General features: G+C 33.9%; 13 protein-coding genes. 7 read left to right on the forward strand and 6 right to left on the reverse strand.

Going from position 1 to position 23,542, the window contains the following annotated elements:
* Nucleotides 1–10: 10 nt before the first annotated feature.
* Nucleotides 11–2,761 carry a 2-oxoglutarate dehydrogenase E1 component gene (locus ABJM36_RS11950; protein ID WP_348451674.1) on the reverse strand — a complete coding sequence of 917 codons (2,751 nt, stop codon included), beginning with the start codon at nt 2,759–2,761 and terminating at the stop codon, nt 11–13.
* A gap of 156 nt (nt 2,762–2,917) precedes the next feature.
* On the opposite strand from ABJM36_RS11950, the gene ABJM36_RS11955 reads away from it, so the two are divergent.
* On the forward strand, nt 2,918–3,448 hold the full coding sequence (locus ABJM36_RS11955; protein WP_348451675.1) for an alpha-ketoglutarate decarboxylase: 531 nt from the start codon (nt 2,918–2,920) through the stop codon (nt 3,446–3,448).
* Between the two features lie 355 nt (nt 3,449–3,803).
* Here the strand turns inward: ABJM36_RS11955 and ABJM36_RS11960 are convergent, their stop codons facing one another.
* Nucleotides 3,804–4,151, reverse strand: coding sequence for a hypothetical protein (locus ABJM36_RS11960; protein WP_348451676.1), 348 nt, complete (start codon nt 4,149–4,151; stop codon nt 3,804–3,806).
* A 40-nt stretch (nt 4,152–4,191) separates the two neighbouring features.
* Nucleotides 4,192–5,166, reverse strand: a complete 975-nt coding sequence (locus ABJM36_RS11965) for a polyprenyl synthetase family protein (RefSeq protein ID WP_348451677.1) — start codon at nt 5,164–5,166, stop codon at nt 4,192–4,194.
* 125 nt (nt 5,167–5,291) lie between these two features.
* Here ABJM36_RS11965 and ABJM36_RS11970 point away from each other — a divergent pair, with 125 nt between their 5' ends.
* The 4 genes from ABJM36_RS11970 to ABJM36_RS11985 are packed head-to-tail and all read left to right on the forward strand — an operon-like array spanning nt 5,292 to nt 11,957.
* Nucleotides 5,292–5,897, forward strand: a complete 606-nt coding sequence (locus ABJM36_RS11970; protein WP_348451678.1) for a TetR/AcrR family transcriptional regulator — start codon at nt 5,292–5,294, stop codon at nt 5,895–5,897.
* 1 nt (nt 5,898) lies between these two features.
* Complete coding sequence (locus ABJM36_RS11975; protein ID WP_348451679.1) at nt 5,899–7,221, forward strand: TolC family protein; 1,323 nt, start codon at nt 5,899–5,901, stop codon at nt 7,219–7,221.
* Between the two features lie 8 nt (nt 7,222–7,229).
* Nucleotides 7,230–8,408 (forward strand): efflux RND transporter periplasmic adaptor subunit, encoded by a 1,179-nt coding sequence (locus tag ABJM36_RS11980; RefSeq protein ID WP_348451680.1) that lies wholly within the window; start codon nt 7,230–7,232, stop codon nt 8,406–8,408.
* Nucleotides 8,409–8,426: 18 nt separating this feature from the next.
* Entirely contained in the window at nt 8,427–11,957 is a 3,531-nt protein-coding gene (locus ABJM36_RS11985; RefSeq protein ID WP_348451681.1) for an efflux RND transporter permease subunit, read from the forward strand.
* Nucleotides 11,958–12,163: 206 nt separating this feature from the next.
* Here ABJM36_RS11985 and ABJM36_RS11990 read toward each other — a convergent pair whose 3' ends face one another.
* The 3 genes from ABJM36_RS11990 to ABJM36_RS12000 all read right to left on the reverse strand — a co-directional run bounded on the left by ABJM36_RS11990 (nt 12,164) and on the right by ABJM36_RS12000 (nt 19,670).
* Entirely contained in the window at nt 12,164–13,471 is a 1,308-nt protein-coding gene (locus ABJM36_RS11990) for a RagB/SusD family nutrient uptake outer membrane protein (protein ID WP_348451683.1), read from the reverse strand.
* A gap of 19 nt (nt 13,472–13,490) precedes the next feature.
* On the reverse strand, nt 13,491–16,463 hold the full coding sequence (locus ABJM36_RS11995; RefSeq protein ID WP_348451685.1) for a SusC/RagA family TonB-linked outer membrane protein: 2,973 nt from the start codon (nt 16,461–16,463) through the stop codon (nt 13,491–13,493).
* 267 nt (nt 16,464–16,730) lie between these two features.
* Complete coding sequence (locus tag ABJM36_RS12000; protein ID WP_348451687.1) at nt 16,731–19,670, reverse strand: TonB-dependent receptor; 2,940 nt, start codon at nt 19,668–19,670, stop codon at nt 16,731–16,733.
* A 282-nt stretch (nt 19,671–19,952) separates the two neighbouring features.
* Here ABJM36_RS12000 and aspS point away from each other — a divergent pair, with 282 nt between their 5' ends.
* Both aspS and ABJM36_RS12010 read left to right on the forward strand, forming a co-directional pair.
* Complete coding sequence (gene aspS, locus ABJM36_RS12005; RefSeq protein ID WP_348451689.1) at nt 19,953–21,707, forward strand: aspartate--tRNA ligase; 1,755 nt, start codon at nt 19,953–19,955, stop codon at nt 21,705–21,707.
* A gap of 45 nt (nt 21,708–21,752) precedes the next feature.
* Nucleotides 21,753–23,540: a chloride channel protein gene (locus ABJM36_RS12010; protein WP_348451690.1), complete on the forward strand. Its 1,788-nt coding sequence runs from the start codon at nt 21,753–21,755 to the stop codon at nt 23,538–23,540.
* Nucleotides 23,541–23,542 lie beyond the last annotated feature (2 nt).

Raw genomic sequence — 23,542 nt, forward strand, 5'->3', positions numbered from 1 at the left:
TATCTGAATTTTATTTTTTATCTAGGTTTCCAAAAACCGCATCAATTACACGACGCTGTCTACGTTTATCTCTAGTACTAGAACCTGGTGCAGGCACAGAACTGTAAGGTCTAGAAGCTACTTCTAGCTTAACCATATCTAAACGTTGTAACATATGGCTCCATGCTCCCATGTTTTTTGGCTCTTCTTGTGCCCATACATAATTTTCAACATGAGGATACTTATCAATAACGTTTTGAATTTTCTCTATATGAAGTGGGAACAATTGCTCTATTCTTACAAGGGCAACATCATCTCTATCAAGTTCTTCCCTTTCGGCCAATAAATCGTAATAGAATTTACCAGTACAGAACACTAATTTTTTAACATTTTTAGGGTTTACAGTATCATCTATAACTTCTTCAAACTGGCCAGAAGCCAATTCTTTTAAACTAGAAACTGCTTTTGGATGACGTAATAAACTTTTAGGAGTAAAAACTATTAATGGTTTTCTGTAACCGCGTTTCATTTGACGACGCAGTAAATGGAACATATTTGCAGGTGTTGTACAATCTGCTACAATCATATTATCATTACCACATAATTGTAAATAACGCTCTATTCTAGCCGATGAGTGCTCTGACCCCTGACCTTCGTATCCATGAGGCAAAAGAACAACAATACCGTTTTGGGCTTTCCATTTATCTTCGGCAGCCGATAAATACTGGTCGAATATAATTTGAGCACCGTTACTAAAATCACCAAACTGTGCTTCCCAGATAGTTAATGTATTTGGGTTTGCCATGGCATAACCATAATCAAAACCTAAAACACCATATTCAGACAAAAAGGAATTGTATATATACATTTCTCCTTTATTCTCCGGATTGGTATTTAAAAGATTAATACGTTCTTCTGAAATTTCATCACGTAAAATAGCATGACGGTGGCTAAATGTACCACGCTCAACATCTTGCCCCGAAATACGTACATCAAAACCTTCTTCAAGCAAACTTCCGTAGGCTAAAGTTTCAGCCATTCCCCAATCCAAAGTATCGGTTTCAAAAACCATTTTTTCACGACCAGCAAGAATACGCACTGCTTTTCGTAAAAATTTTACACCTTCTGGTACTGTTGAAACAACTTTAGAAATACTTTCTAACTTTTCTTTTGAATATGATGTATCTTCCGATATAAGCATCGCATCTACACCTTGACGATCAAAATTCGTCCAACGTTCTTGCATAAATTCACGAACTTTAGAAGATTTTGCTTTTTTAGATTTAGCATACTCGCTTTCTAAAGTTTCTTTAAAATCTGCAATAATATTATCGACATAGGCCTGATCAATAGTTTTTTCAGCTATTAATTTATCGGCATAAATTTTAAAAGGGTTAGCGTGTTTAGCAATTTCTTTATATAATTTAGGCTGTGTAAAACGAGGTTCATCACCTTCATTATGACCATATTTTCTATATCCTAATAAATCGATATACACATCCTTTTTATAACGCATTCTGTATTCCAATGCCATTTCAACGGCATGAACTACAGCCTCGGCATCATCAGCATTTACATGCATAACTGGAGATAAAGTCACCTTTGCAACGTCTGTACAATAGGTACTAGAACGCGCATCCAAATAATTGGTTGTAAATCCAATTTGGTTATTCACCACTATATGTACGGTTCCTCCTGTTTTATATCCTGCCAATTGGCTCATTTGTGCAACTTCGTAAGCAATACCTTGCCCTGCAATAGCGGCATCGCCATGTACAATTATAGGAAGTATTTTAGAATCGTCACCTTCATAATCACTATCAATTTTGGCTCGAGTTATCCCTTCGGCAACTGGAGCAACGGTTTCTAAATGCGATGGATTTGGAACCAAATTCATCTTAATATTTTTACCGTTTTGGTAGGTTTTATCGAGTGTTAAACCTAAGTGGTATTTTACATCACCATCAATATCAGCATCTTCAAAATCTTTACCATCAAACTCGCTAAACAGTTCGTTAACTGGTTTTCTAAAAATATTAATTAATGTACTTAAACGCCCACGGTGAGCCATACCTAGCACACACTCCTTAACACCATGTTTTTCAACGGCATAAAAAAGAACGTTACTTATAGCTGGAATTAAAGATTCGCCCCCTTCTAACGAGAAACGTTTTTGACCTACATATTTGGTTTGCAAAAAGTTTTCGAAAGTAACGGCTTGATTTAATTTAGAAAGAATATATTTTTTTGTTTCAGCTGAAAAATTTGGCTGATTATCATTTTTATTTAGTTGCTCTTGCCACCATGCTATTACTTCTGGATTACGCAAATACATATATTCAATCCCTATAGAACTACAATATATCTTATCTAAATGAATAATAATTTCACGAAGGGTTTTTACTCCAATTCCTAAAATATCTCCGGCATTAAAAACGGTATCTAAATCGTTTTCGCTAAGCCCGAAATTTTCGATTTCTAAAGTAGGTTGATAAGTACGTCTTGCTCTAACTGGATTTGTTTTTGTAAACAAATGGCCTCGCATTCTGTAACCATCAATTAGTTTTACAACTTGAAATTCTTTCTGAACATGCTCTGGTATTTGAGTTGAAACTCCTTCAATAATTTCACCCTCTAATCCATAATTATCACTACCAAAATCGTACCCTTGAAAAAAGGCTCTCCAACTTGGCTCGACTGAATCAGGACTTTGTTGATATTGTTCGTATAAATCAGCGAAAAATGCTGTATGTGCTGCGTTTAAAAATGAAAATTTATCCATTGTTATTTGTAATCCCGTATAGTTTAATCAAAATATTCACCAAAAATACAACTTTTACCAAAATTAGATGTTTCTTTAACTATATTTATAGCAAATAATATGCATTTAACGAATATGCTCAGAAATTTGTTAATTTTTTAAAGATTTCCTGCTACTATGAATTTAATTCTTTCAATAAATAAAAAAATTATCTTTCTTTTCACAATACTTATGTTTTGCGCTTTAAATGTTAATGCTCAAAATACACAGACAGATTTCTGGAATAATGTACGATTTGGTGGAGGTTTAGGTTTTAATTTTAGCGATGGTTTTTTTAGCGCTACTGTGGCGCCAAGTGCTATTTATGAATTTGACAATAACTTTGCATTAGGGTTAGGCTTAAACGCAACTTTCAACAACCTAAAAAACACTTATAAATCTACTATTTTAGGAGGCAGTATAGTTGGATTATATAATGTTTTAAGAGAAGTACAAATTTCGGCAGAATTTGAACAACTTAATGTTAACCGACGTTACAACACCAATTTAAACCGCCCTACAGATAAATATTGGATTCCTGCACTGTATTTTGGAGCCGGTTATAGAAGCGGCAATGTTACATTAGGTATTAGATACGATGTATTATATGATAGTGAAAAAAGTATTTATGCAGACCCTTGGGCCCCTTTTGTAAGATTTTATTTTTAGAAGTTAAGAAAACAACTCTTAAAATTAAAATCCATTTCATTAAACCATTTAACTGGAGCCATTTATTAGAATACACATGCACTTATAATTTACCATTATTTATTATAACTAACCATACAAAAAACCTCGCTCTCCTACAGCTATAAAATGATCTAAATGCAGATCAATAAGCCTTGTTATTTCGTCTTTCTCCAAAAACAAACTAGTCATTTAAACTCATAAGGTCAAATCACTTGAAAGTACTTGTCATTTATAAAAACTTAAAAAGGATAATTTTATCCTAAATATGATTATTATCATAAAATTAGTAGGTACAACTATGACACAAAAACCAATTAGGACAAAATTATCTTAATTAATATTTATTCCTAAACCACACTTTCTGCCATTCGCGTTTTAAGATTAAAAATGAGACCTCTTCCGAGAGTTTTAAAATATCATCACCGTTAAGTGCTTTAACCTGTTTTTCTGAAACATCTATAATATATAGCAAACTTAAATAGTCGGTAAATTTTTCTTGAATAAGTTTATAAACCGTTTCATGAAGTATCAATTTTAAACTTGATGGCAAAACTTCTTCATGAAAATCTAAATCTATATTAGCTAATAGAAAGTCTTTATTTAACTGTAGAATTAATTTTTTATATAAATCTAACTGATTAGCCTCTTCAATCAAATTTTCAAAAGTATCTGGTAATTTCATAAACAAAATCTCCTTTTAAAAGGAATAGAATATTTGATTTTTAAACAGTTCTGTTCATTAAATTATTTCCAAAGGCTTTAAGTAACTGTTTCTTATCTTCAGAAATATTTAAAGACTCCAACACTGCAAAGGCTTTTGTTGTATAATCTTGAATGGCATTTTTAGTCGCATCTGCAGAACCTGTAGAAACAAAAAACTGTTTTGCCACTTCAATTTTAGTACTAACATCCTTTGGGTTAGATGCAAATAGCTGGCTTAACTCCAAGCGGTCACTTTCATTTGAAAACTCTAAAGCTTTAAGGTATAAAAAGGTCTTTTTGTTTTCTATAATATCGCCCCCAACTTGCTTTCCAAAGGTTTTAGGGTCGCCAAAAGCATCTAAATAATCGTCTTGTAATTGAAAAGCAATACCTAAATAACGCCCAAATTCATAAATGTTATTTTGATCTTCCGTAGACGCCTTTGCCACAATAGCCCCCATTTTCATGGCAGCTCCAACTAAAACAGCAGTTTTATACTCTATCATTTTTAAATACTCAGAAATAGTAACATCATTCCTAGTTTCAAAATCGACATCGTATTGTTGACCTTCACAGACTTCCAACGCGGTTTTACTAAACAACTTCGCCAGGGCCTGAAAGGTATTAGGCTCATAATTTTCAAAAAGTTGATACGCCATAATTAACATAGCATCACCAGAAAGAATTCCTGTGTTTACATCCCATTTTTCATGTACTGTACTTTGGCCTCTACGCAGTGGAGCATCATCCATAATATCATCATGAACCAAAGAGAAATTATGAAACACCTCTATACTTAATGCTGCATTTAAAGCACTTTTAAAATTACCGGAAAAAATATCGGCGGTCATTAAAGTTAAAACTGGACGAAGCCGTTTTCCTCCTAAACTTAAAATATAATCTATAGGATCATATAAGTTTTTAGGCTCTTTGAATGTAGAAAAGTTTTCTAAATACGTGATAAACTCTTCTTGGTATTTTTCTATTGAAAGCATCAAACAAAAATAGGGTAATTCATCATATTTCAAAACCTCAATGTAAAGGATATATTAAAAAATCATTAAAACTTAGGAAACTTTTTAGGTTTTTAAAGTTTCCTATTGTAGTTTTGCCAACAACTATGAGAAAAAAAATAACACATAAGGCAGCAACAATGTTTCTAACACTTGGTTTTAAAAGTGTTACCATGGACGATATTGCTCAAGAAATGGGGATTTCTAAAAAAACCATTTATGTTCATTTTCAAAACAAAACCAAACTCATTGAAGCAGTAACTTTTGAAGTTTTTGAAAATATTTGCGAAGGCATAGACGGCATTTGCAATACATCGGTTAACCCCATCGAAGAACTTTACGATATAAAAATGTTTGTTATGCAACATTTAAAAGACGAAAAAGTTTCACCACAATACCAGTTAAAAAAGTATTACCCTAAAATATATGAAGTTTTAAAATTTAAACAATTCGAAAAGATGCAAGAGTGTGTTAAAACAAGCTTACAAAAAGGAATTGACACCCAGCTATTTAGACCTAATATCGATGTAGAGTTTATTTCTAGAATGTATTTTAACGGTATGCTAGGAATTAAGGACGAACAATTATTTCCTGCTAACAAATTTGAAATGAATTACCTCATGGAAAGTTATTTAGAATATCATTTGAGAGCAATTGTAACCGAAAAGGGCATCCTAATATTAAATAAATTTATAACATCAAATCAATCATAAAATGAAAAACAAACTAATTTTAATTTTTAGTTGTCTTTGCAGTCTTATTCTGTTTTCACAGGAAGAAAAACGAAGCTTCTCCTTACAAGAAGCTATAGTTTATGGAGAACAGAATAACAGAACTATTAAAAACGCAGATTTAACCATACTAGCAGCCGAACATACCGTTTGGGAAACAACAGCACAAGGTTTACCACAAATAAATGGTGAAATTGATTATCAAACTTATATAAAAGCGCCGTTTAACACTGATGATTTAGATGACAATAACCCCTTTTTATTTCTATTTCCGAAAAACAACCTAACACCAAGTATTACATTATCTCAATTACTTTTTGATGGTGGCTATATTGTTGGGCTTCAATCCAACAAGGTTTTTATGGAAATCTCTAAAAACGCAAGAGATAAAACAAGAAATGAAATTGAAACCGCTATAGTAAGCGCCTATAGTAATACATTACTTACTAAAGAAAGCATTGAAATTATGAATAATAATATTAATGTCTTAAAATCGAATTTAAATGAAGTTACCAATATTTATGAAAACGGTTTAACTGAAGAAGAAGATGTTGAACAGCTTCAATTAACGCTATCTAATTTAGAAAACAACCTTAAAAGTTTAGAAACATATCTAGTTATATCTGAAGGTTATTTAAAGGTACTATTAGGTATTAATATTAATGAAACTATTGAATTAACTGACTCTTTAGATTCACTAATATTAAAAAACATAGCTTTAGAGTTAATTGATAATGAGTACCCAATAACAAATAATATTGATTATAAAATTGCTAATAACCAAGTAACAAGTAAGGGTTTAGAATACAAACTAGAAAAATCTGAGCAATTACCAAAACTTACCGCATTTATAAGCTCAAGCTATTTAGGGTATAGTGATAGTTTCTCAACGTACTTTAAAAAAGAACAAGATTGGTTATTTAATACCATTGCAGGCGTTAAACTTTCTGTTCCAATATTTAGTTCTTTTGGAGGGCGAGCAAAAAGGGAACAAGCAAGGATTGAATGGGATATCGCTAAAAATGACCTGATTTTAAAAGAGAACGAATTAGAATTAGAATTTAAAAAAGCTAAAAACGAATATAATTTAGCGATAGATACATACGCAAACCAAAAGAAAAATTTAGTGTTAGCAGAAAAAATTGAAAATAAAAATACCATAAAATATAAGGAAGGAATTGCCAGTAGTTTCGATTTAAGGCAAGCACAAATGCAATTATACGCTACCCAACAAGACTACTTACAATCTATTATTGATGTCATCAATAAAAAAGCAACTTTAAAAAATTTACTAAATATTAAATAACAACCAACATGAAATATATATACCTAACATTTATAAGTGCTTTTATATTAACCTCATGTGGAGGTGAAGGCAAAAAATCTATTGAAGACATTATAGCCACAAATGATTTAGAACTTATTAGAACTAAAAAAAGTGAATTAGAAATTTCGGCTCAAGAAATCTCAGAGAAACTAAAACAATTAGAACAATCTATTAAAAGCCTGGATCCTCAAGAAAAAATACCATTAATAACCACCTTTCATGCTAAAGAGGCTGTTTTTAATCACTTTGTAGAATTACAAGGAAACGTAAACACTAAACAAAACCTAGTAATATACCCAGAGTTTTCGGGCGTATTAACTCAAGTTTACGTAAAAGAAGGACAAAAGGTGAGCAAGGGCCAAATGTTAGCTAAAATTGATGATGGTGGGTTAAGCCAACAATTATCGCAATTAAAAATTCAAACGGCATTGGCTAAAACAACATTTGAGCGTCAAGAACGGTTATGGAACCAAAAAATAGGTAGCGAATTACAATATTTACAGGCCAAAGCAGCTTACGAAGGTCAACTTGAAGCCACAAAACAACTGCAACAACAAGTTGGAAAAACAGTTGTACGTGCACCATTTTCAGGAACTATCGATGATGTTATTACAGAGCAAGGAAGCGTTGTTGCTCCAGGTCAATCTATGCTATTTAGAATTGTAAATCTGGACGATATGTATATTGAAACAGAAGTACCAGAACGCTACGTATCAGACATAGTAAAGGGTAAAGAGGTTAAAGTGGAGTTCCCTGTTCTTGGCAAAAAAATAGATGCTAAGGTCCGTCAAGCTGGTAACTTTATTAATCCAGCCAACCGAACTTTTAAGGTAGAAGTTGCTATTTCGAATAAAAATAAAGATATCAAACCCAACCTAACGGCAAAACTTAACATTAACAATTACACCAACCCAAAGGCTATACTAATACCACAAAGTATAATTTCAGAAAATGCCGAGGGACAACAATACGTTTACACAATTACTAATAAAGTTGAAAATAAAGCTAAAGTAAAACGCGAGTTTATTGAAACTGGTAAAACACAAGGCGATTATATTGAAGTATTATCAGGTATTGATAATAATGAAGAAATTATTGTTGAAGGCGCCCGCAGTGTCAAAGATGGTCAAGACGTAAAAGTGCTTAATATCGAAGACGAAAACTAAACTTAAAGACCAAAATCAATGACTAAAAATAAAAAAAACAAACAAGTAGATAAAGAGTTTGGTTTTTCTTCTTGGGCAATTAATAACAAAACAACTATGTATGTTTTAATTGCACTTATATTATTCCTTGGCGCAGGTTCTTATTTTAGCATGCCTAGAGAGAATTTTCCAGAAATTAAAGAAACCAAAATTTATATCAGTTCTATATATCCTGGTAATACTGCCGAGGATATTGAAAAACTAATTACCGACCCTATTGAGGATAAACTTAAAACGGTAAGTAATGTTATTGAAATTACCTCAACATCGCAAGAGGATTATTCGATTGTAATTGTAGAATTTGACGAAAACATAACTGTTGACGCTGCAAAGCAAAAAATAAAAGACGAAGTAGATTCTGAAACTGCCGGCGAAGATTGGCCAACATTTAATGGCGCTAAAGTTGAACCTAATGTGTTCGACTTAAGTATGTCTGAAGAAATCCCAATTCTTAACATTAATATTTCTGGTGATTATCCCATTGATAAACTTAAAGAATATGGAGAATTTCTTGAAGATGAAATTGAAAGTTTACAAGAAATTAAACAAGTAGATATTCGTGGTGCTCAAGAAAAAGAAGTAGAAGTTGCCGTTGATATTTACAAGATGATGGCGGCTCAAGTAAGTTTCGACGATATAATAAACACCATAAGTAGAGAAAACGTGACTATGTCTGCAGGTAATTTAATTACCAGCGGACAACGCCGAACAATAAGAATTATAGGCGAAATTGACAATCCTAAAGAACTTGATAATTTTGTTGTAAAGGTAGAACACAACAATCCCATTTACTTAAAAGATGTTGCCGTTGTTAGTTTTAAAGACGAAGACAAAACTACTTATGCTCGCGAATTTGGTCATCCAGTGGTGATGCTCGATGTTAAAAAGCGAGCAGGAAAAAACATGGTAGCTGCAGCCGAGCAAATTCAAGTTATAGTTAAGGAGGCAATTGCAAATACCTTTCCACCAGATTTAACGGTAACTATTGCTAACGATCAATCTTCAAAAACCATTGGTCAGGTTGACGATTTAGTAAACAATATCATATTTGGAATCATATTAGTGGTAACCGTTTTAATGTTCTTTTTAGGATTTAAAAACGCCTTATTTGTTGGGTTTGCCATTCCTATGTCTATGTTTATGTCGTTAATGATATTAGATCTTTTAGGCTACACGATGAATACTATGATACTTTTCGGACTTATTATGGGGCTTGGAATGTTGGTAGATAATGGTATTGTAGTGGTCGAAAACGTGTATCGTTTAATGAGTGAAGAAGGCATGACTAGAATTGAAGCCGCAAAAAAAGGTATTGGTGAAATTGCATACCCCATCATTATTTCAACATTAACAACGGTTGCCGCTTTTGTTCCTCTAGGGTTATGGCCTGGTGTTATGGGACAATTTATGAAGTATTTCCCTATAACCTTATCCGTGGTATTAGGGTCTTCATTATTTGTTGCTATTTTCTTTAATTCGGTAATGGTTTCTCAATTTATGACCATTGAGGATAAAGACATGCCGCTAAAAAACATCATCAAAATTTCGGCTATACTTGGCGGTATTGGGTTATTAATTTTGATATCTGGAGGGGCTTATCGTGGCTTAGGAACTTTAATGATGGTAACGGTATTATTACTTTGGATTTACCGCCTATTTTTAAGAAGTTGGGCAAACGGATTTCAAAATAAGATACTACCAACATGGGAGCGTATTTACGAGAAATCACTCCGATTTGCTTTAAGTGGAAGAAAACCTGCCGCAATTACAGTGGGTACATTTGCGCTACTTATAGTAGCCTTTATGGGCTTTGGTGCATCGGTAGGAAGCCAACGAACAAAAGTAGAATTCTTTCCAGATAACACGCCTAATCAAATTATAGTTTATATAGAATACCCTGAAGGTACAGATATTAAAAAAACAAATGCCATTACAAAAGATATTGAACAACGTGTATATAAAATCATTAATGATGACGCTTATATGGACGGAGATTTTAATTTCTTAACCGAAAGCGCTGTATCTCAAGTAGGTGAAGGTGCAGGGAACCCACAAACCGATGGTGGTTCTGCAGCCGAAATGCCACATCGTGGAAAAATTACAGCCACCATGCGCGAGTACAAATTTAGACAAGGTGCCGACAGTCAAGAACTCCTAAAAAAGGTTCAAGAAGATTTAAAAGATATTTACCCTGGAGTTGCCATTTCGGTTGAAAAGGATGCTGCTGGCCCCCCTGCTGGGTACCCTATTAACGTAGAATTAGAAGGTGATGATTACACCGAATTAATTCTCACTGCCGAAAATATGCGTGATTTTTTAAATACTAAAAACATTCAAGGTATTGATGAGTTAAAAATTGATGTTAATAAATCGAAACCTTCCATGCAAGTTTTGGTTGACAGAAAAAAAGCTGGCGAGTTAGGGGTTAGCGCCGGACAAGTAGGACAGCAACTACGTAATTCTATTTTTGGAGCAAAAGCTGGTGTTTACAAAGAAAACGGCGAAGATTATGATATTTACGTCCGCTTTAACGAAGACAACAGGTACAATACAAGCGCTATTTTTAACCAAAAAATAACCTTTAGAGATATGGCTTCTGGACAAATAAAAGAAGTTCCCGTGTCTACAGTTGCAAAACAAAATAACAACTCTGGTTTTAGCGCCATAAAGCATAAAGATGTTAAACGTGTTGTTACCTTATATTCTGCATTAGCACCTGGTTTTACAGATGCCGCAGCTATTGTATCTAAAATACAAAATGAAATGCAAGGTTTCACCCAAAAACCAGACAATGTAAGCATAGATTACACAGGGCAAATAGAAGAGCAAAACAAGCAAATGGCTTTTTTAATGGGTGCCTTTTTTACAGGTTTAGGTTTAATATTTTTTATATTAATATTCCAATTTAATTCGGTTTCAAAACCTGGAATTATTATGATAGCTATATTTTTAAGTTTAATTGGTGTTTTTGGAGGTATTGTTGCTACTGGAAGCTCTTTCGTTATCATGATGACCATGATGGGAATAATTTCATTAGCTGGTATTGTTGTAAATAATGGTGTGGTACTGCTCGATTACACACAACTTCTAATTGATAGGAAGAAAATAAATTATAATTTAGATGCCGACCAATATTTAGGAAAAGACGATCTTATGGAGGCCATTGTAAAAGGAGGAAAAGCTCGTTTACGACCTGTTTTACTTACTGCAATAACTACGATTTTAGGATTAATACCGTTGGCAACAGGTTTAAATATTAACTTTTTTACCCTGCTTAGTGAGTTTGATGCTAATATTTATATGGGTGGTGATAATGTAATTTTCTGGGGTCCACTAGCTTGGACTGTTATCTACGGGCTTTTTATAGCTACATTTTTAACTTTAATAGTTGTCCCAATTTTATTTTATCTTGTAACCAAATTTAAAATGTGGTTATATAAAGATCGTGTTTCAAATGAAAACGCCTTAATTCAACAAGAAAATTTTAATTTAAATAAACGTTTAGATTAATTTGAAAATAACTGTCTCGTATAAGTCGAGACTTCAATTTGGAAATTGTCATTCCCTTTATAGTGGAATTGACAATACAATTTAAAACAACTATTAGATAAGTTGTTTTAAAAAAATCCTTTTGTTCTTAGATCATCAGGATTAATTAATAGCGAAGAAAAGCCCCAACGTACGTTGGGGCTTTTTGATAATTCTAAATACTATTATTATTTATTTTCGTTTGCTGGTACTGGAATTGCATCTGGAATTTTATCCGCAACCCTATCTTTAGGCAGTTCATCAAGCCTATCAAACCTTCTCATATCAATCCATCTATGGCCTTCACCAAATAAGGAATATCTTCTTTGAAAAAGAATTTCGTCTTCTAAGGCAGCTGGCGTTTGAAGTCCAAGATATGGACCAACACCTGCAGCATTTCTAATTACATCAATTGCTGCTACTGCATCTGCTGGACTTGATACCATATTAGCTTCCGCATATAATAAAATTAACTCTTCATTTCTAATTAATGGTACTGCATCAATATTAGATTTATAAATCCACACATCATGTGTCCCAACTAAATCCGAAGCCTCTCTCGGACTGTCTCTAAGCACTACTTTGTCTACTCTAGAATCATTAGCTAAAGCGTCATCAGTAAAACTAGTATGAGCTACTCTAACATTTGCCTCTTGATTTAAAGCAATAAAAAGCGGGTTGGCCTGATCTGCACCAGATAAAGAAAAAGTATGATATACTCCTTTATTTAAATTTCCCGTCATATCCATAAAAGAATCTCCTAAAAGTGAACGTACATTTGTATAATTACCTCTATAGGCTTCAACTCTTGCATTTAATCCTTTATTAAACTCTAAAAAACCAGCAGGAGTATCGAAACCCTCATAACCTGTTGTTAAGCTAAAAGGAAAGCTAGTTCCTCCTGATGCTAAATCACTAGCCGCAGTAGTTAAAAGATCATTAATTGCTGCTAAAGCTTCAGTATAACCTACAAAAGGCCCTAAATTATCTGGATCAACAACATCTATCCTAATTCCATTGGTATATTGATTATTTGCTACGGTTAATAACTCATTCGCTTTTAATGTATTTAACACGCCCCTAATTGCGGCTTTTTCCTCTTCAGAAAAATCAGCTGTCGTATTCTCTAAGCCTGTTAAAGCTAAATTAATATCTTTTATAGCTGCGTATCTTGAACCCCAAGGCGCGGTTGTATAAAACGTATTATCATCAAGATTCCCATTAACCACATCACCTTCAAATCGCGGATCGGAATTTGTAAAATAATAATACTCTCTTCCTAAAATGCATTGCACATCAATTTGAGTATTTAATCGATCTCTCATATCTGAAAGCACCCCTGAAATTGCCTGTGGCAACTCTCCTCTAGATAAATCATCAGATATTGAAGATGTGCTGGCTCCGTTTAAACTTTCACCACCTTCAAGCGTACATGATGTAAACGACCAAACACCAATGGTGAATATTAATAAATAAATTTTTATTGTTATTTTCATTTTTCTAAATTTTTAATTATTAAAATTGTGCTGATAAATGGAACATATATCTTTTAGATGATGGAAAAGGTGTTACTTCAACTCCTGTTGATAAACCATTACCACCAAAGTTCGAAACCTCTGGATCATAACTATTATAATCAAAAATATTAATTAAGTTATTTCCTGATAACCCAATTTTTACATTTGATACTATACCATTAAACCATTTATCTAGGTTTTCTTTAGGTAGTGAATAATACAATCCAATTTCTCTAAGTCTTAAATAAGAGGCGTCTTCAACAAAAGGTTTGGCATTACCAGCATTTAAACCATTATCAATTCTATAGTCTCCATTTCTAATTAAACCAGCTGGATCTACATCAAAATCATCAAAATCGGCACTTGTACCTCCAAAATCCGATAGAAGCTTAGATAAATTAATATTGTCCCCTCCTTGTTTCCAATGCCATAAGAAAGACATTGTAAAATCTTTATAAACTAATTTATTGGTAAATGACACCTGAAAATCTGGCTCCGCATCACCTAAAACGGATACGGGAGTTCCAGGACCTGTTGTTCCTACAATTTGTGTAACGCTTTTTCCTTCCTCAATTTGAAACTGTCCTAAACTATTACCAAAACCTCCTAAATTAAAAGTAGGAACATTTAGTTTAGTCATTTCAGATTTGTTTTTATACCAGCTTATACCAGTATCCCAACTAAAATCCTCAGACTCAATGGCATTTACATTAATCCCAATCTCCAAACCTTTATTTTCTAGGGTTCCAGCATTTACCCATTCATTAACATACCCTGTTGATGGTGCAATGTTAGCGTTTAATAATAAATCGTCAACTTGTTTCTTATAGTAAGTAAATTCTAAAGAAATTTTATCATTTAAAAACCCTGCATCAAAACCAAATTCTAATTCACTTTGTCTTTCTGGACTAATTGCAGCATTACCTCTAATTGTAGGCACAACGATCCCTACATTACCATCAATTCCCGTACTTCCGTAAATAGTAAATAAAGAACCGAATGCAGCAAAAGTTCCTGCTTCACCATAAGCAATTCTTGGTTTTAGCCTATTAATAGTCTCATTATCACCCCAAAAATCAAAATTATGTAAGTTGGCAGCTAAAGACCCTTTTGGATAATAAAACAATTCATTTATATCTCCATTATTGGTTGATTTATCTCCTCTTATACCTAAAGTAGCGATTAACTTATCTTGATAATTAACAGATTCTTGTACAAAAAAACCGAAATCTTCTTGCTCTAACCTAAATTGATTAACGGCTTGATTAGCAGCTTGATCTACATTGGTTTCAGATGCAATTAAATCTGAAGCAACAACTCGCACTACATTTTGCGAAAACTGCTCATTTGTTACACCAGCCTGTGTTGTAAAACTAATATCATCATCTGTTCTATAGTTGTGTACTAAGAAAGCAGAATAATTTGCATTTGTATTTGTCGTATTTGTTATAGCCGAAACCCCATTTACACCACCTTGATCTGGCCTCATGAATTGTAATTCTTTTGGAAAAATTACAGTTGATGTTAATGTGTAGTGATCTGAACCTGCCTTAGCTACAAACTGCAAGTCCGATTTATCACCCTTATACAAATTAATATCCAAGGTTCCACCTGTAATAAACCTTTTGGTTGTTTCGTTATTAGTCATCAAATCTCTTGTTTGTAACGGGTTTGATGAATTATTTGGATGATCGGGATAGTTACCATTAGCATCAGGCAATAAATAATCCCATGGACGTGTAGATGTTAATGCAACACCTAAGGTAGTACCTGTATTATCATTATTAAAAAAACCTCTATCAGCAGATGAATTGATATAGTTACTAACCATAGATAATTTAATATTATCTGTAAACTTATGGTCTACATTTAACCTTAAAGATGTTTTATCATACCCTGTTCTTTTAACAATACCATCTTCTTGGTTTCGAGTTAACCCACCATAAAATGTAGTTTTGTCTGAACCTCCAGACATGCTTACGCTAGTATTAGATATAAACCCTTTTTCACCAAAAATTTCTTTTTCATAATCTCTTAAAGTACCTGCAGCTTCTGCAGCAGTATATAGGGCACCTTCGCCAAATTCACTTTCAGCTAATGCAGCTGTCCAATTTCTTTGTCCTTGTAAATTAATTACTTCATTAAACCCTACTGATTGAGAAAAATTTATATTAGTTTTTCCCGACTTACCTTTTTTAGTTGTTATAATAATAACACCAGCAGCCCCACGAGAACCATAGATAGCTGACGCCGAAGCTCCTTTTAATATTTCAACATTTGCTATATCGTCTGGGTTAATATCTGCAATTCTATTTGTTGCATTATCCTGTGATGATGGATTCCCTCCACTTGCAGCTCCAGAAACAGTATTTAAACCTCCTGAAGAAATACTACTATTATCGATATAAACACCGTCGATAATGTATAAAGGTTGAGAATTACCATTAATTGAAGTAACACCTCTTAATTTTACAGACATACCACCACCGGGAGCACCAGAATTGGATGTTACCAAAGCTCCAGTAAATTTACCTGCTAATGCACCATCTAATGTTTGAGGTGGCGTTACGCCAGATAATCGTTCAGAAGAAATTGAAGCTACCGAGTTGGCAGCATTTGTTCTTTTAACACTAGAGGCTAAACCAGAAATTATTATTTCATCTAACGCAGTTGCAGACTCTTGTAAAGTCACATTTACAACTCTAGCTGTGGTTAATTTTTCTTCTAAAGTAGTAAACCCTATGGAAGAAAACACTAGGGTTGCTGGTAAGCTATTTACTTTAATACTAAACTTACCATCAAAATCTGTAATTGTTCCAGTTGTTGTGCCTTTTACAATAACATTTGCGCCTACCAAAGGCATGTTTGTTACTCCATCTGTTACTGTCCCTGTAATTTGCTGTGAATAAATAGCAATAGGAACAAAAAATAACAAACACAAAAATAATTTAGATTTCAAAATTTTGTACATAATTTAATTTGTTTTGAGTTAGTTGAGTTAAATATCCTAAAAATATCGCTAAAAAACACTAAAAACTCATTAAATATTAATTATACACAAACTATTGTTACTTATTTTGAGAATTCCAAAATTCAACATACCAAGTAAATATGATTTTGAGCATACCATTTCAACTATTTATTACAAAAAAAACCAGAACAAATAAATGCTCTGGTTTAAATTTTATTCTACTATAATTTGTCAAACTATTTAATTAACTCGACTTCACATAGCATTTTATTTTAGATTAAAACTTAATCTACCAAACACATAACGTCCGTTGTTACCAAATTGAGACACACGACGTGAATACACAAATTGATTACTAGAGGTTAAATACCCAGGCAACTCATCAGGATAAACATCCAATAAATTATTAGCACCAACTGTTAACCTTAAGGCATCGCTAAAGTTATAACCAATAGTTAAATCGGTAACCACATTGGACCCAATTTCTGGGTGACCACCACCTGTTAAATTTCCGGTATCGTAAACACTACCAAAAAATGCATTTCTTAAGAAGAAATTCCAATCGCCCATGTCTAAGTTATGTGATAAATTTGCTTTAACTCTTGGTACAGCTAGCTCTAAATACACTCTTGAACCTTCATCAAAATAATTATCTAATAAACCTGCCTCAGTCAGTAATTCGCTTCCTTTGGTTGCACCTACTTTTTTAGTTTTTGAATAAGTAGCTGCCAAATTATTAGTTAACCTACCTTCACCAATATTAGCTTTATGCGAAATAACAACATCCAAACCTTTGGTTTCTGTATCTATAGCATTAGCAAAAAATGCCGCTTGACCTATTCCTAGGTTCGTAAAAATATCAGCCAATGGAGAGCCATCGTCAGGATTTGAGAAATTACCTGTATAAGTAACCCTATCATCAATAGCTATAAAATATCCATCTATAGTTATTGTTAAGTTAGCATCTGGAATTTTAGAAGTAAACCCTAAACTAGCATTAAACGAAGTTTCCTCCTTTAGTTTAGGTATTCCTACTAATTTAGCAGCTCTAGAATTATTAGTAAAGGTTCCAACCTCCTGTGCAATTCCTTGATCATTAAACAGCGTGTTTGATTTACTATAGAACTGTTGATGTAATGACGGCGCTCTAAAACCAGTACTTAAAGCTCCTCTAATATTTGTATTCTCACTTAGTTTGTAACGCATGGCTAATTTACCATTTAATGTGCTTCCAAAATCACTAAAATCCTCAAAACGCACAGCACCACTCATCAAAAACTTTTCAGTAATATCAGCTTCAACATCAATATATAAGGCCATACTATTTCTTTTAGTATCGATAGCATTTTCCGGTGTAAACCCTGAAAAAACTTGTGCTCCAGCACTTGCCTGATTACCAAAAAAGTCAGTTACTTGTAATGTAGGATCTTCAGAGGCAGTCGCAGTTTCGACTTCTCCATTTACATCATACTTAGCATACGACGATTCTTCTCCAGCTTCAATAAAGAAATTTTCAACGCGATACTCTGCACCTAAAGCAACATTTAAACCAGACATGATATCATCATAAAACTTAGACATATCAAAATTAACCGTGTTTTGCTGAAAACCATTAAGTCCAGCATCAAACTCCGTAGGCGATGAAGCTTTTAGGTAAAAGTTAGTCGTGTTAGTAATATTGTATGCAAAGGTATTTAAGCCCCAAGTATGAGATAAATCAATATTCCAATCGTTAATTTTTCCTGAAATACCAAAACCTAAAGATTTATCGATAATATCAGACTCAATATTTGGTAAAAACCCATTAATATATGATAACGTATTTCCTCTACCAGAACTATGTCCTGGTGTTCTATAAAAACCAGAAGCATCACCGTGTCTGTATGATAACCCACCAAAAGCATATAATTTAGCTTCATTTTCATCATCGCCAATAGGAATTTCTAAATTCCCCATAAACTGCCCTTGATCTAAAGCAGATTGACCAACACTCATATTATAATCATTACGTGTTTGTCCTCTCAATGCTAACTCTGCATCGGTAACATCAATTCCAGATAAAATTCCTGAATTTTGTGCACCTGTAGTGGTATTATAACCCGATAATTCTTCAATGCTTGTAGCACCTGCAATTTGTGCCTGTAATCCAGCATCAAAATAAGGTACTTGAGCAGCATAGGTTTGTATAGCACCCAAATTATTTCTTAAATCGGATAAATTATAACCGTCTTGATTTGCCTGCCATTCTATAGCATTGTAAGCATGAAAAATCTCTCCGCTATAAGCTCTTGCTCTAGAAGTACGCTCACGGGTTGTTAAAGACCCTGTCATATTAATATATCCACCGTTTTCACCTAATGGAATACCATAATTTAAATCTATTTGTGTTTTTTCTCCATCAGTTCCGCCCGAATGGTCATTTCCATTTTTGGACATATTAGCACCAGTTGTTATAGATGCTGTTAATTCGTTAACATTATCTTTTAACACAATGTTAATTACACCAGCAATAGCATCAGAACCATACTGCGCAGCCGCACCATCACGTAATACTTCAATTCTTTTTATAGATGCTGCAGGAATAGCGTTTAAGTCAGTACCAACAGATCCTCGACCTGGAGTACCATTTACATTAACTAAAGACGATGTATGTCTTCTTTTTCCATTAACCAAAACCAATACTTGATCTGGACCAAGACCTCTTAATTGAGCTGGATCGATGTGATCGGTTCCATCGGCAACAGTTTGTGTATTTGAAGAAAAAGAAGGTGCAACATAGTTCAATATTTGAGTTACCGAAACTTGCGGTCCTGCCGTAACAAGATCAGTCATATCAATAACATCAACTGGAACCGCCGTATCTACAGCTGTTCTACTAGGATTTCTAGATCCTATAAGTACAACCTCGTCTAACGACACACCCGATTTTAGGACTACATTTAAAGTATTTCCAGAAACCACAACTTGTTGTGTATCATATCCAACATAAGAAAACACAAGCATATCACCTGTATTGGCGTTAATTGAATAGTTTCCATCAAAATCGGTTGTTGTTCCTGTAGTTGTTCCTTTTATTATTACAGAAACACCGGGTAATGCTCCAGATTCATCAGTTACAGTCCCAGAAACTTCCTGCCCCATTAATGTTGCTGACATCCCCATAAACAATAGGAATATCAATGATTTAAAATGTAAAGATTTAATCATAATTAAAATAATTTAAAGTTAGTTCTTGCTAATATATGCATATTATTGAACGAAACATCACATAATAAGCACAATATTCTCCTATAAAACGGTTAATTATCACAAAAAAGCAACAAAGCCTAACAAAACATCAAAAAAAAACCTTTAAATCTAGTATTTTCATAAAACCCATAACCAGCTAAAATCAGACACCATAAATTGAAATTCGGTTTCATTAAAAAAACATATTTAAAAATTAATACTCTCCTGTATTTCATTAAATTTGCACATCAAAATTTTACTATGTACAGAAGTCATAATTGTGGCGAATTAACAGCTGCAAATATAAATACAGAAGTTACCCTATCTGGTTGGGTACAAAAGTCAAGAGATAAAGGTTTTATAGTTTGGGTCGATTTACGCGACCGATACGGTATTACACAACTTGTTTTTGATGAAGAACGCTCATCTAAGGAACTCATTGATCAAGCTCAAAACTTAGGTCGCGAGTTTGTAATTCAGGTTAAAGGAAAAGTTATTGAACGTGCTTCTAAAAACCCGAATATCCCTACTGGCGATATCGAAATTTTAGTGTCAGAATTAACGATTTTAAACAAAGCCTTATTACCGCCTTTTACCATTGAAGATAAAACGGATGGCGGCGAAGACCTTAGAATGAAATATCGTTATTTAGATATTCGTCGTAATCCTGTAAAAAACAGCTTAATTTTTAGACATAAAGTAACTCAAGAAGTTAGAAATCACTTATCTAAAGAAGGTTTTATAGAAGTTGAAACACCGTATTTAATTAAATCTACACCAGAAGGTGCACGCGATTTTGTGGTGCCATCTAGAATGAACGAAGGACAATTTTACGCACTGCCGCAATCGCCTCAAACTTTTAAGCAATTGCTAATGGTTGGTGGTATGGATAAGTACTTCCAAATCGTAAAATGTTTTAGAGATGAAGATTTACGTGCCGACAGACAACCAGAATTCACACAAATAGATTGTGAAATGGCGTTTATTGAGCAAGAGGACATATTAAATGCTTTTGAAGGTTTAACTCGCCATTTATTAAAAGAAGTAAACGGTGTTGATGTTGAAAAATTCCCAAGACTATTATATGACGATGCCATGCGTTTATACGGAAACGATAAACCAGATATTCGTTTCGGTATGGAATTTGGCGAATTAAACGAAGTAACCCAACATAAAGATTTTGGCGTTTTTAATAATGCCGAATTAGTTGTGGGTATTGCAGTACCAGGAGGAAACAGCTATACTAGAAAAGAAATTGATAAATTAATTAGCTGGGTAAAACGTCCGCAAGTTGGTGCATTAGGCATGATTTACTCGCGTTGTAATGACGACGGTACTTTTAAATCTTCAGTAGATAAGTTTTACGATCAAGATGATTTAGCAAAATGGGCAGAAATTACTGGTGCTAAAAAAGGCGATTTAGTTTGTGTGCTTTCTGGAGACACCAATAAAGTGCGTGCACAATTAAGCGCGTTACGTATGGAATTAGCAGAGCGTTTAGGACTAAGAGATCCAAAAGTATTCGCTCCATTATGGGTCATTGACTTCCCTTTATTAGAATTAGATGAAGAAACTGGTCATTACCACGCTATGCATCATCCATTTACTTCGCCAAAACCAGGGCAAATAGAATTGTTAGATTCTAACCCAGGAGAAGTAAAAGCTAATGCTTACGATTTAGTTTTAAATGGAAATGAAATTGGTGGCGGATCGATAAGAATTCACGATAAACAAACCCAAGCCATAATGCTAAAACATTTAGGATTCTCTGAAGAAGAAGCAAAAGCGCAATTTGGATTTTTAATGGATGCTTTTGAATATGGCGCACCTCCACACGGTGGTTTAGCTTTTGGGTTAGATAGATTGGTTGCTATTTTAGGCGGACAAGAAACTATTAGAGATTTTATTGCCTTCCCAAAAAACAATTCGGGTCGCGATGTTATGATAGACGCTCCTGCTCCAATTGATGATGAACAGTTAACAGAATTAAGTTTAAAACTTAATTTAAAATCATAAAAATTAAATCCTGCGCTTTGCAGGATTTTTTATTAGTTTTATATCATGCCATCATTCACTAAAAAACTGCTACGTAAATTTCTACTCTGGAAATATAAATATATTTCAGAGCGACAATTTATTTATGCACTTAGCATCCTTGTGGGCTTTTTAGCAGGTTTGGGTACGGTAACACTTAAAAACTTAACGCACTATATTCGCTTGCTTTTTAAGCTAGAGTTTTTTAATAATTATCAAAATTCATTGTACTTCATTTTCCCAATGATAGGGTTGTTTTTGGTATATGTTATTAAACAAATTTGGTTAAAAAAACATATTGGGCATGGCATATCATCAACATTACATGCTATTTCAAAACTTAACGGAATCATTCCACGGTACAATATCTACGCCGCATTAATAACAGCACCATTAACAGCTGGTTTTGGTGGATCGGTAGGTTTGCAAGGTCCTGCGGTAAGCGTGGGTTCTGCCTTAGGATCCAATGCTGCCCAGTTATTTAGAATGAACACCAAAACGCGCATGCTCCTTATTGGGTGTGCCGCGGCAGGTGCCATGGCATCCATGTTTAAAGCGCCTATTGCAGCCATTATTTTTGCCATAGAAATATTCAGTCTCGATATTGCCTTTGCTTCACTAGTGCCTTTGCTTTTGGCATCTGTTTCAGCAGTGGTAACCTCTTATATGTTTTTAGGTACCGATGTATTATTACGCTTTCAATTAACCGATAAATTCGAAATAAACGATATTGCCTTTTACGTGCTATTAGCCGTTGTAACAGGTCTAGCATCCGTATATTTTTCAAAAGTGTTTTTCGCGATAACCAACTTCTTTAAGCAATTTGAAAGTAGAGCCGTCCGACTAATAATTGGTGGATTAGCCATTGGTACTATACTTTATTTTGTACCACCACTTTATGGTGAGGGTTACGGTATTATGAACAACCTATTAAAAGGCGATCATTTAGCAGCCATTGGCACCACTCCATTCGATTTAGACTTAACCAATATCTGGATAGTTATCGCACTGCTATTAGGTATTGGTATATTTAAAGCCATTGCCATGACCACCACTTTTGGTGCCGGAGGCGTTGGTGGAGTTTTTATCCCAACCTTAGTAATGGGAAATGTTTTAGGAAATGCTTTTGCTAAAATCATAAATAATATTGGACTAGATTTTCACGTTTCCGAATCAAATTTTACTTTAATTGGTATGACGGGTTTAATGGCAGGGGTACTTCACGCACCACTAACAGCCATTTTCCTTATTGCCGAAATTACTGGTGGATACGAGCTTTTTGTACCGCTAATGATTGTTTCTGCAATTTCTTTCGTCATTACAAAATACTACGTTTCCCATTCCATATACACCTTAAAACTAGCACAACGGGGTGAACTTATAACTCATGACAAGGACAAAAACGTATTAATGGTTTTAGATATTGATAAGGTTGTAGAAACCAATTTTATCGTCCTAAAACCCGAAATGAAGTTAGGCGACATACTTAAAAACGCTGTAGCAAAATCGTCTCGAAACCATTTTCCCGTCGTAAATGACAACTACGAATTTTTAGGTGTAATACGTTTAGACGACATCCGCCATATGATGTTTGATACCGACCTTTATGACAAAGTAGACGCTGCAAGCCTCATGCATGCCGATGCTGGAATTATAAATTACGAAAGCGACAACATGAATGCTATTATGGATCAATTCAAGTCTAGTGGCGCATGGAACTTACCCGTAGTAAAAAACGGTAAATATTACGGCTACATATCCCGTTCCAAACTGCTAACTGCCTATAGGCAACAATTAATCAATTTTACCCAATAGCA

It is taken from the genome of Algibacter sp. (assembly GCF_039977455.1).
GTDB lineage: Bacteria > Bacteroidota > Bacteroidia > Flavobacteriales > Flavobacteriaceae > Algibacter_B.

Excerpts from the sequence above, each read along its gene's own strand:
- ABJM36_RS11950 (WP_348451674.1), bottom strand. The coding sequence starts at position 2,761 with ATGGATAAATTTTCATTTTTAAACGCAGCACATACAGCATTTTTCGCT.
- ABJM36_RS11955 (WP_348451675.1), top strand. The coding sequence starts at position 2,918 with ATGAATTTAATTCTTTCAATAAATAAAAAAATTATCTTTCTTTTCACA.
- ABJM36_RS11960 (WP_348451676.1), bottom strand. The coding sequence starts at position 4,151 with ATGAAATTACCAGATACTTTTGAAAATTTGATTGAAGAGGCTAATCAG.
- ABJM36_RS11965 (WP_348451677.1), bottom strand. The coding sequence starts at position 5,166 with ATGCTTTCAATAGAAAAATACCAAGAAGAGTTTATCACGTATTTAGAA.
- ABJM36_RS11970 (WP_348451678.1), top strand. The coding sequence starts at position 5,292 with ATGAGAAAAAAAATAACACATAAGGCAGCAACAATGTTTCTAACACTT.
- ABJM36_RS11975 (WP_348451679.1), top strand. The coding sequence starts at position 5,899 with ATGAAAAACAAACTAATTTTAATTTTTAGTTGTCTTTGCAGTCTTATT.
- ABJM36_RS11980 (WP_348451680.1), top strand. The coding sequence starts at position 7,230 with ATGAAATATATATACCTAACATTTATAAGTGCTTTTATATTAACCTCA.
- ABJM36_RS11985 (WP_348451681.1), top strand. The coding sequence starts at position 8,427 with ATGACTAAAAATAAAAAAAACAAACAAGTAGATAAAGAGTTTGGTTTT.
- ABJM36_RS11990 (WP_348451683.1), bottom strand. The coding sequence starts at position 13,471 with ATGAAAATAACAATAAAAATTTATTTATTAATATTCACCATTGGTGTT.
- ABJM36_RS11995 (WP_348451685.1), bottom strand. The coding sequence starts at position 16,463 with ATGTACAAAATTTTGAAATCTAAATTATTTTTGTGTTTGTTATTTTTT.
- ABJM36_RS12000 (WP_348451687.1), bottom strand. The coding sequence starts at position 19,670 with ATGATTAAATCTTTACATTTTAAATCATTGATATTCCTATTGTTTATG.
- aspS (WP_348451689.1), top strand. The coding sequence starts at position 19,953 with ATGTACAGAAGTCATAATTGTGGCGAATTAACAGCTGCAAATATAAAT.
- ABJM36_RS12010 (WP_348451690.1), top strand. The coding sequence starts at position 21,753 with ATGCCATCATTCACTAAAAAACTGCTACGTAAATTTCTACTCTGGAAA.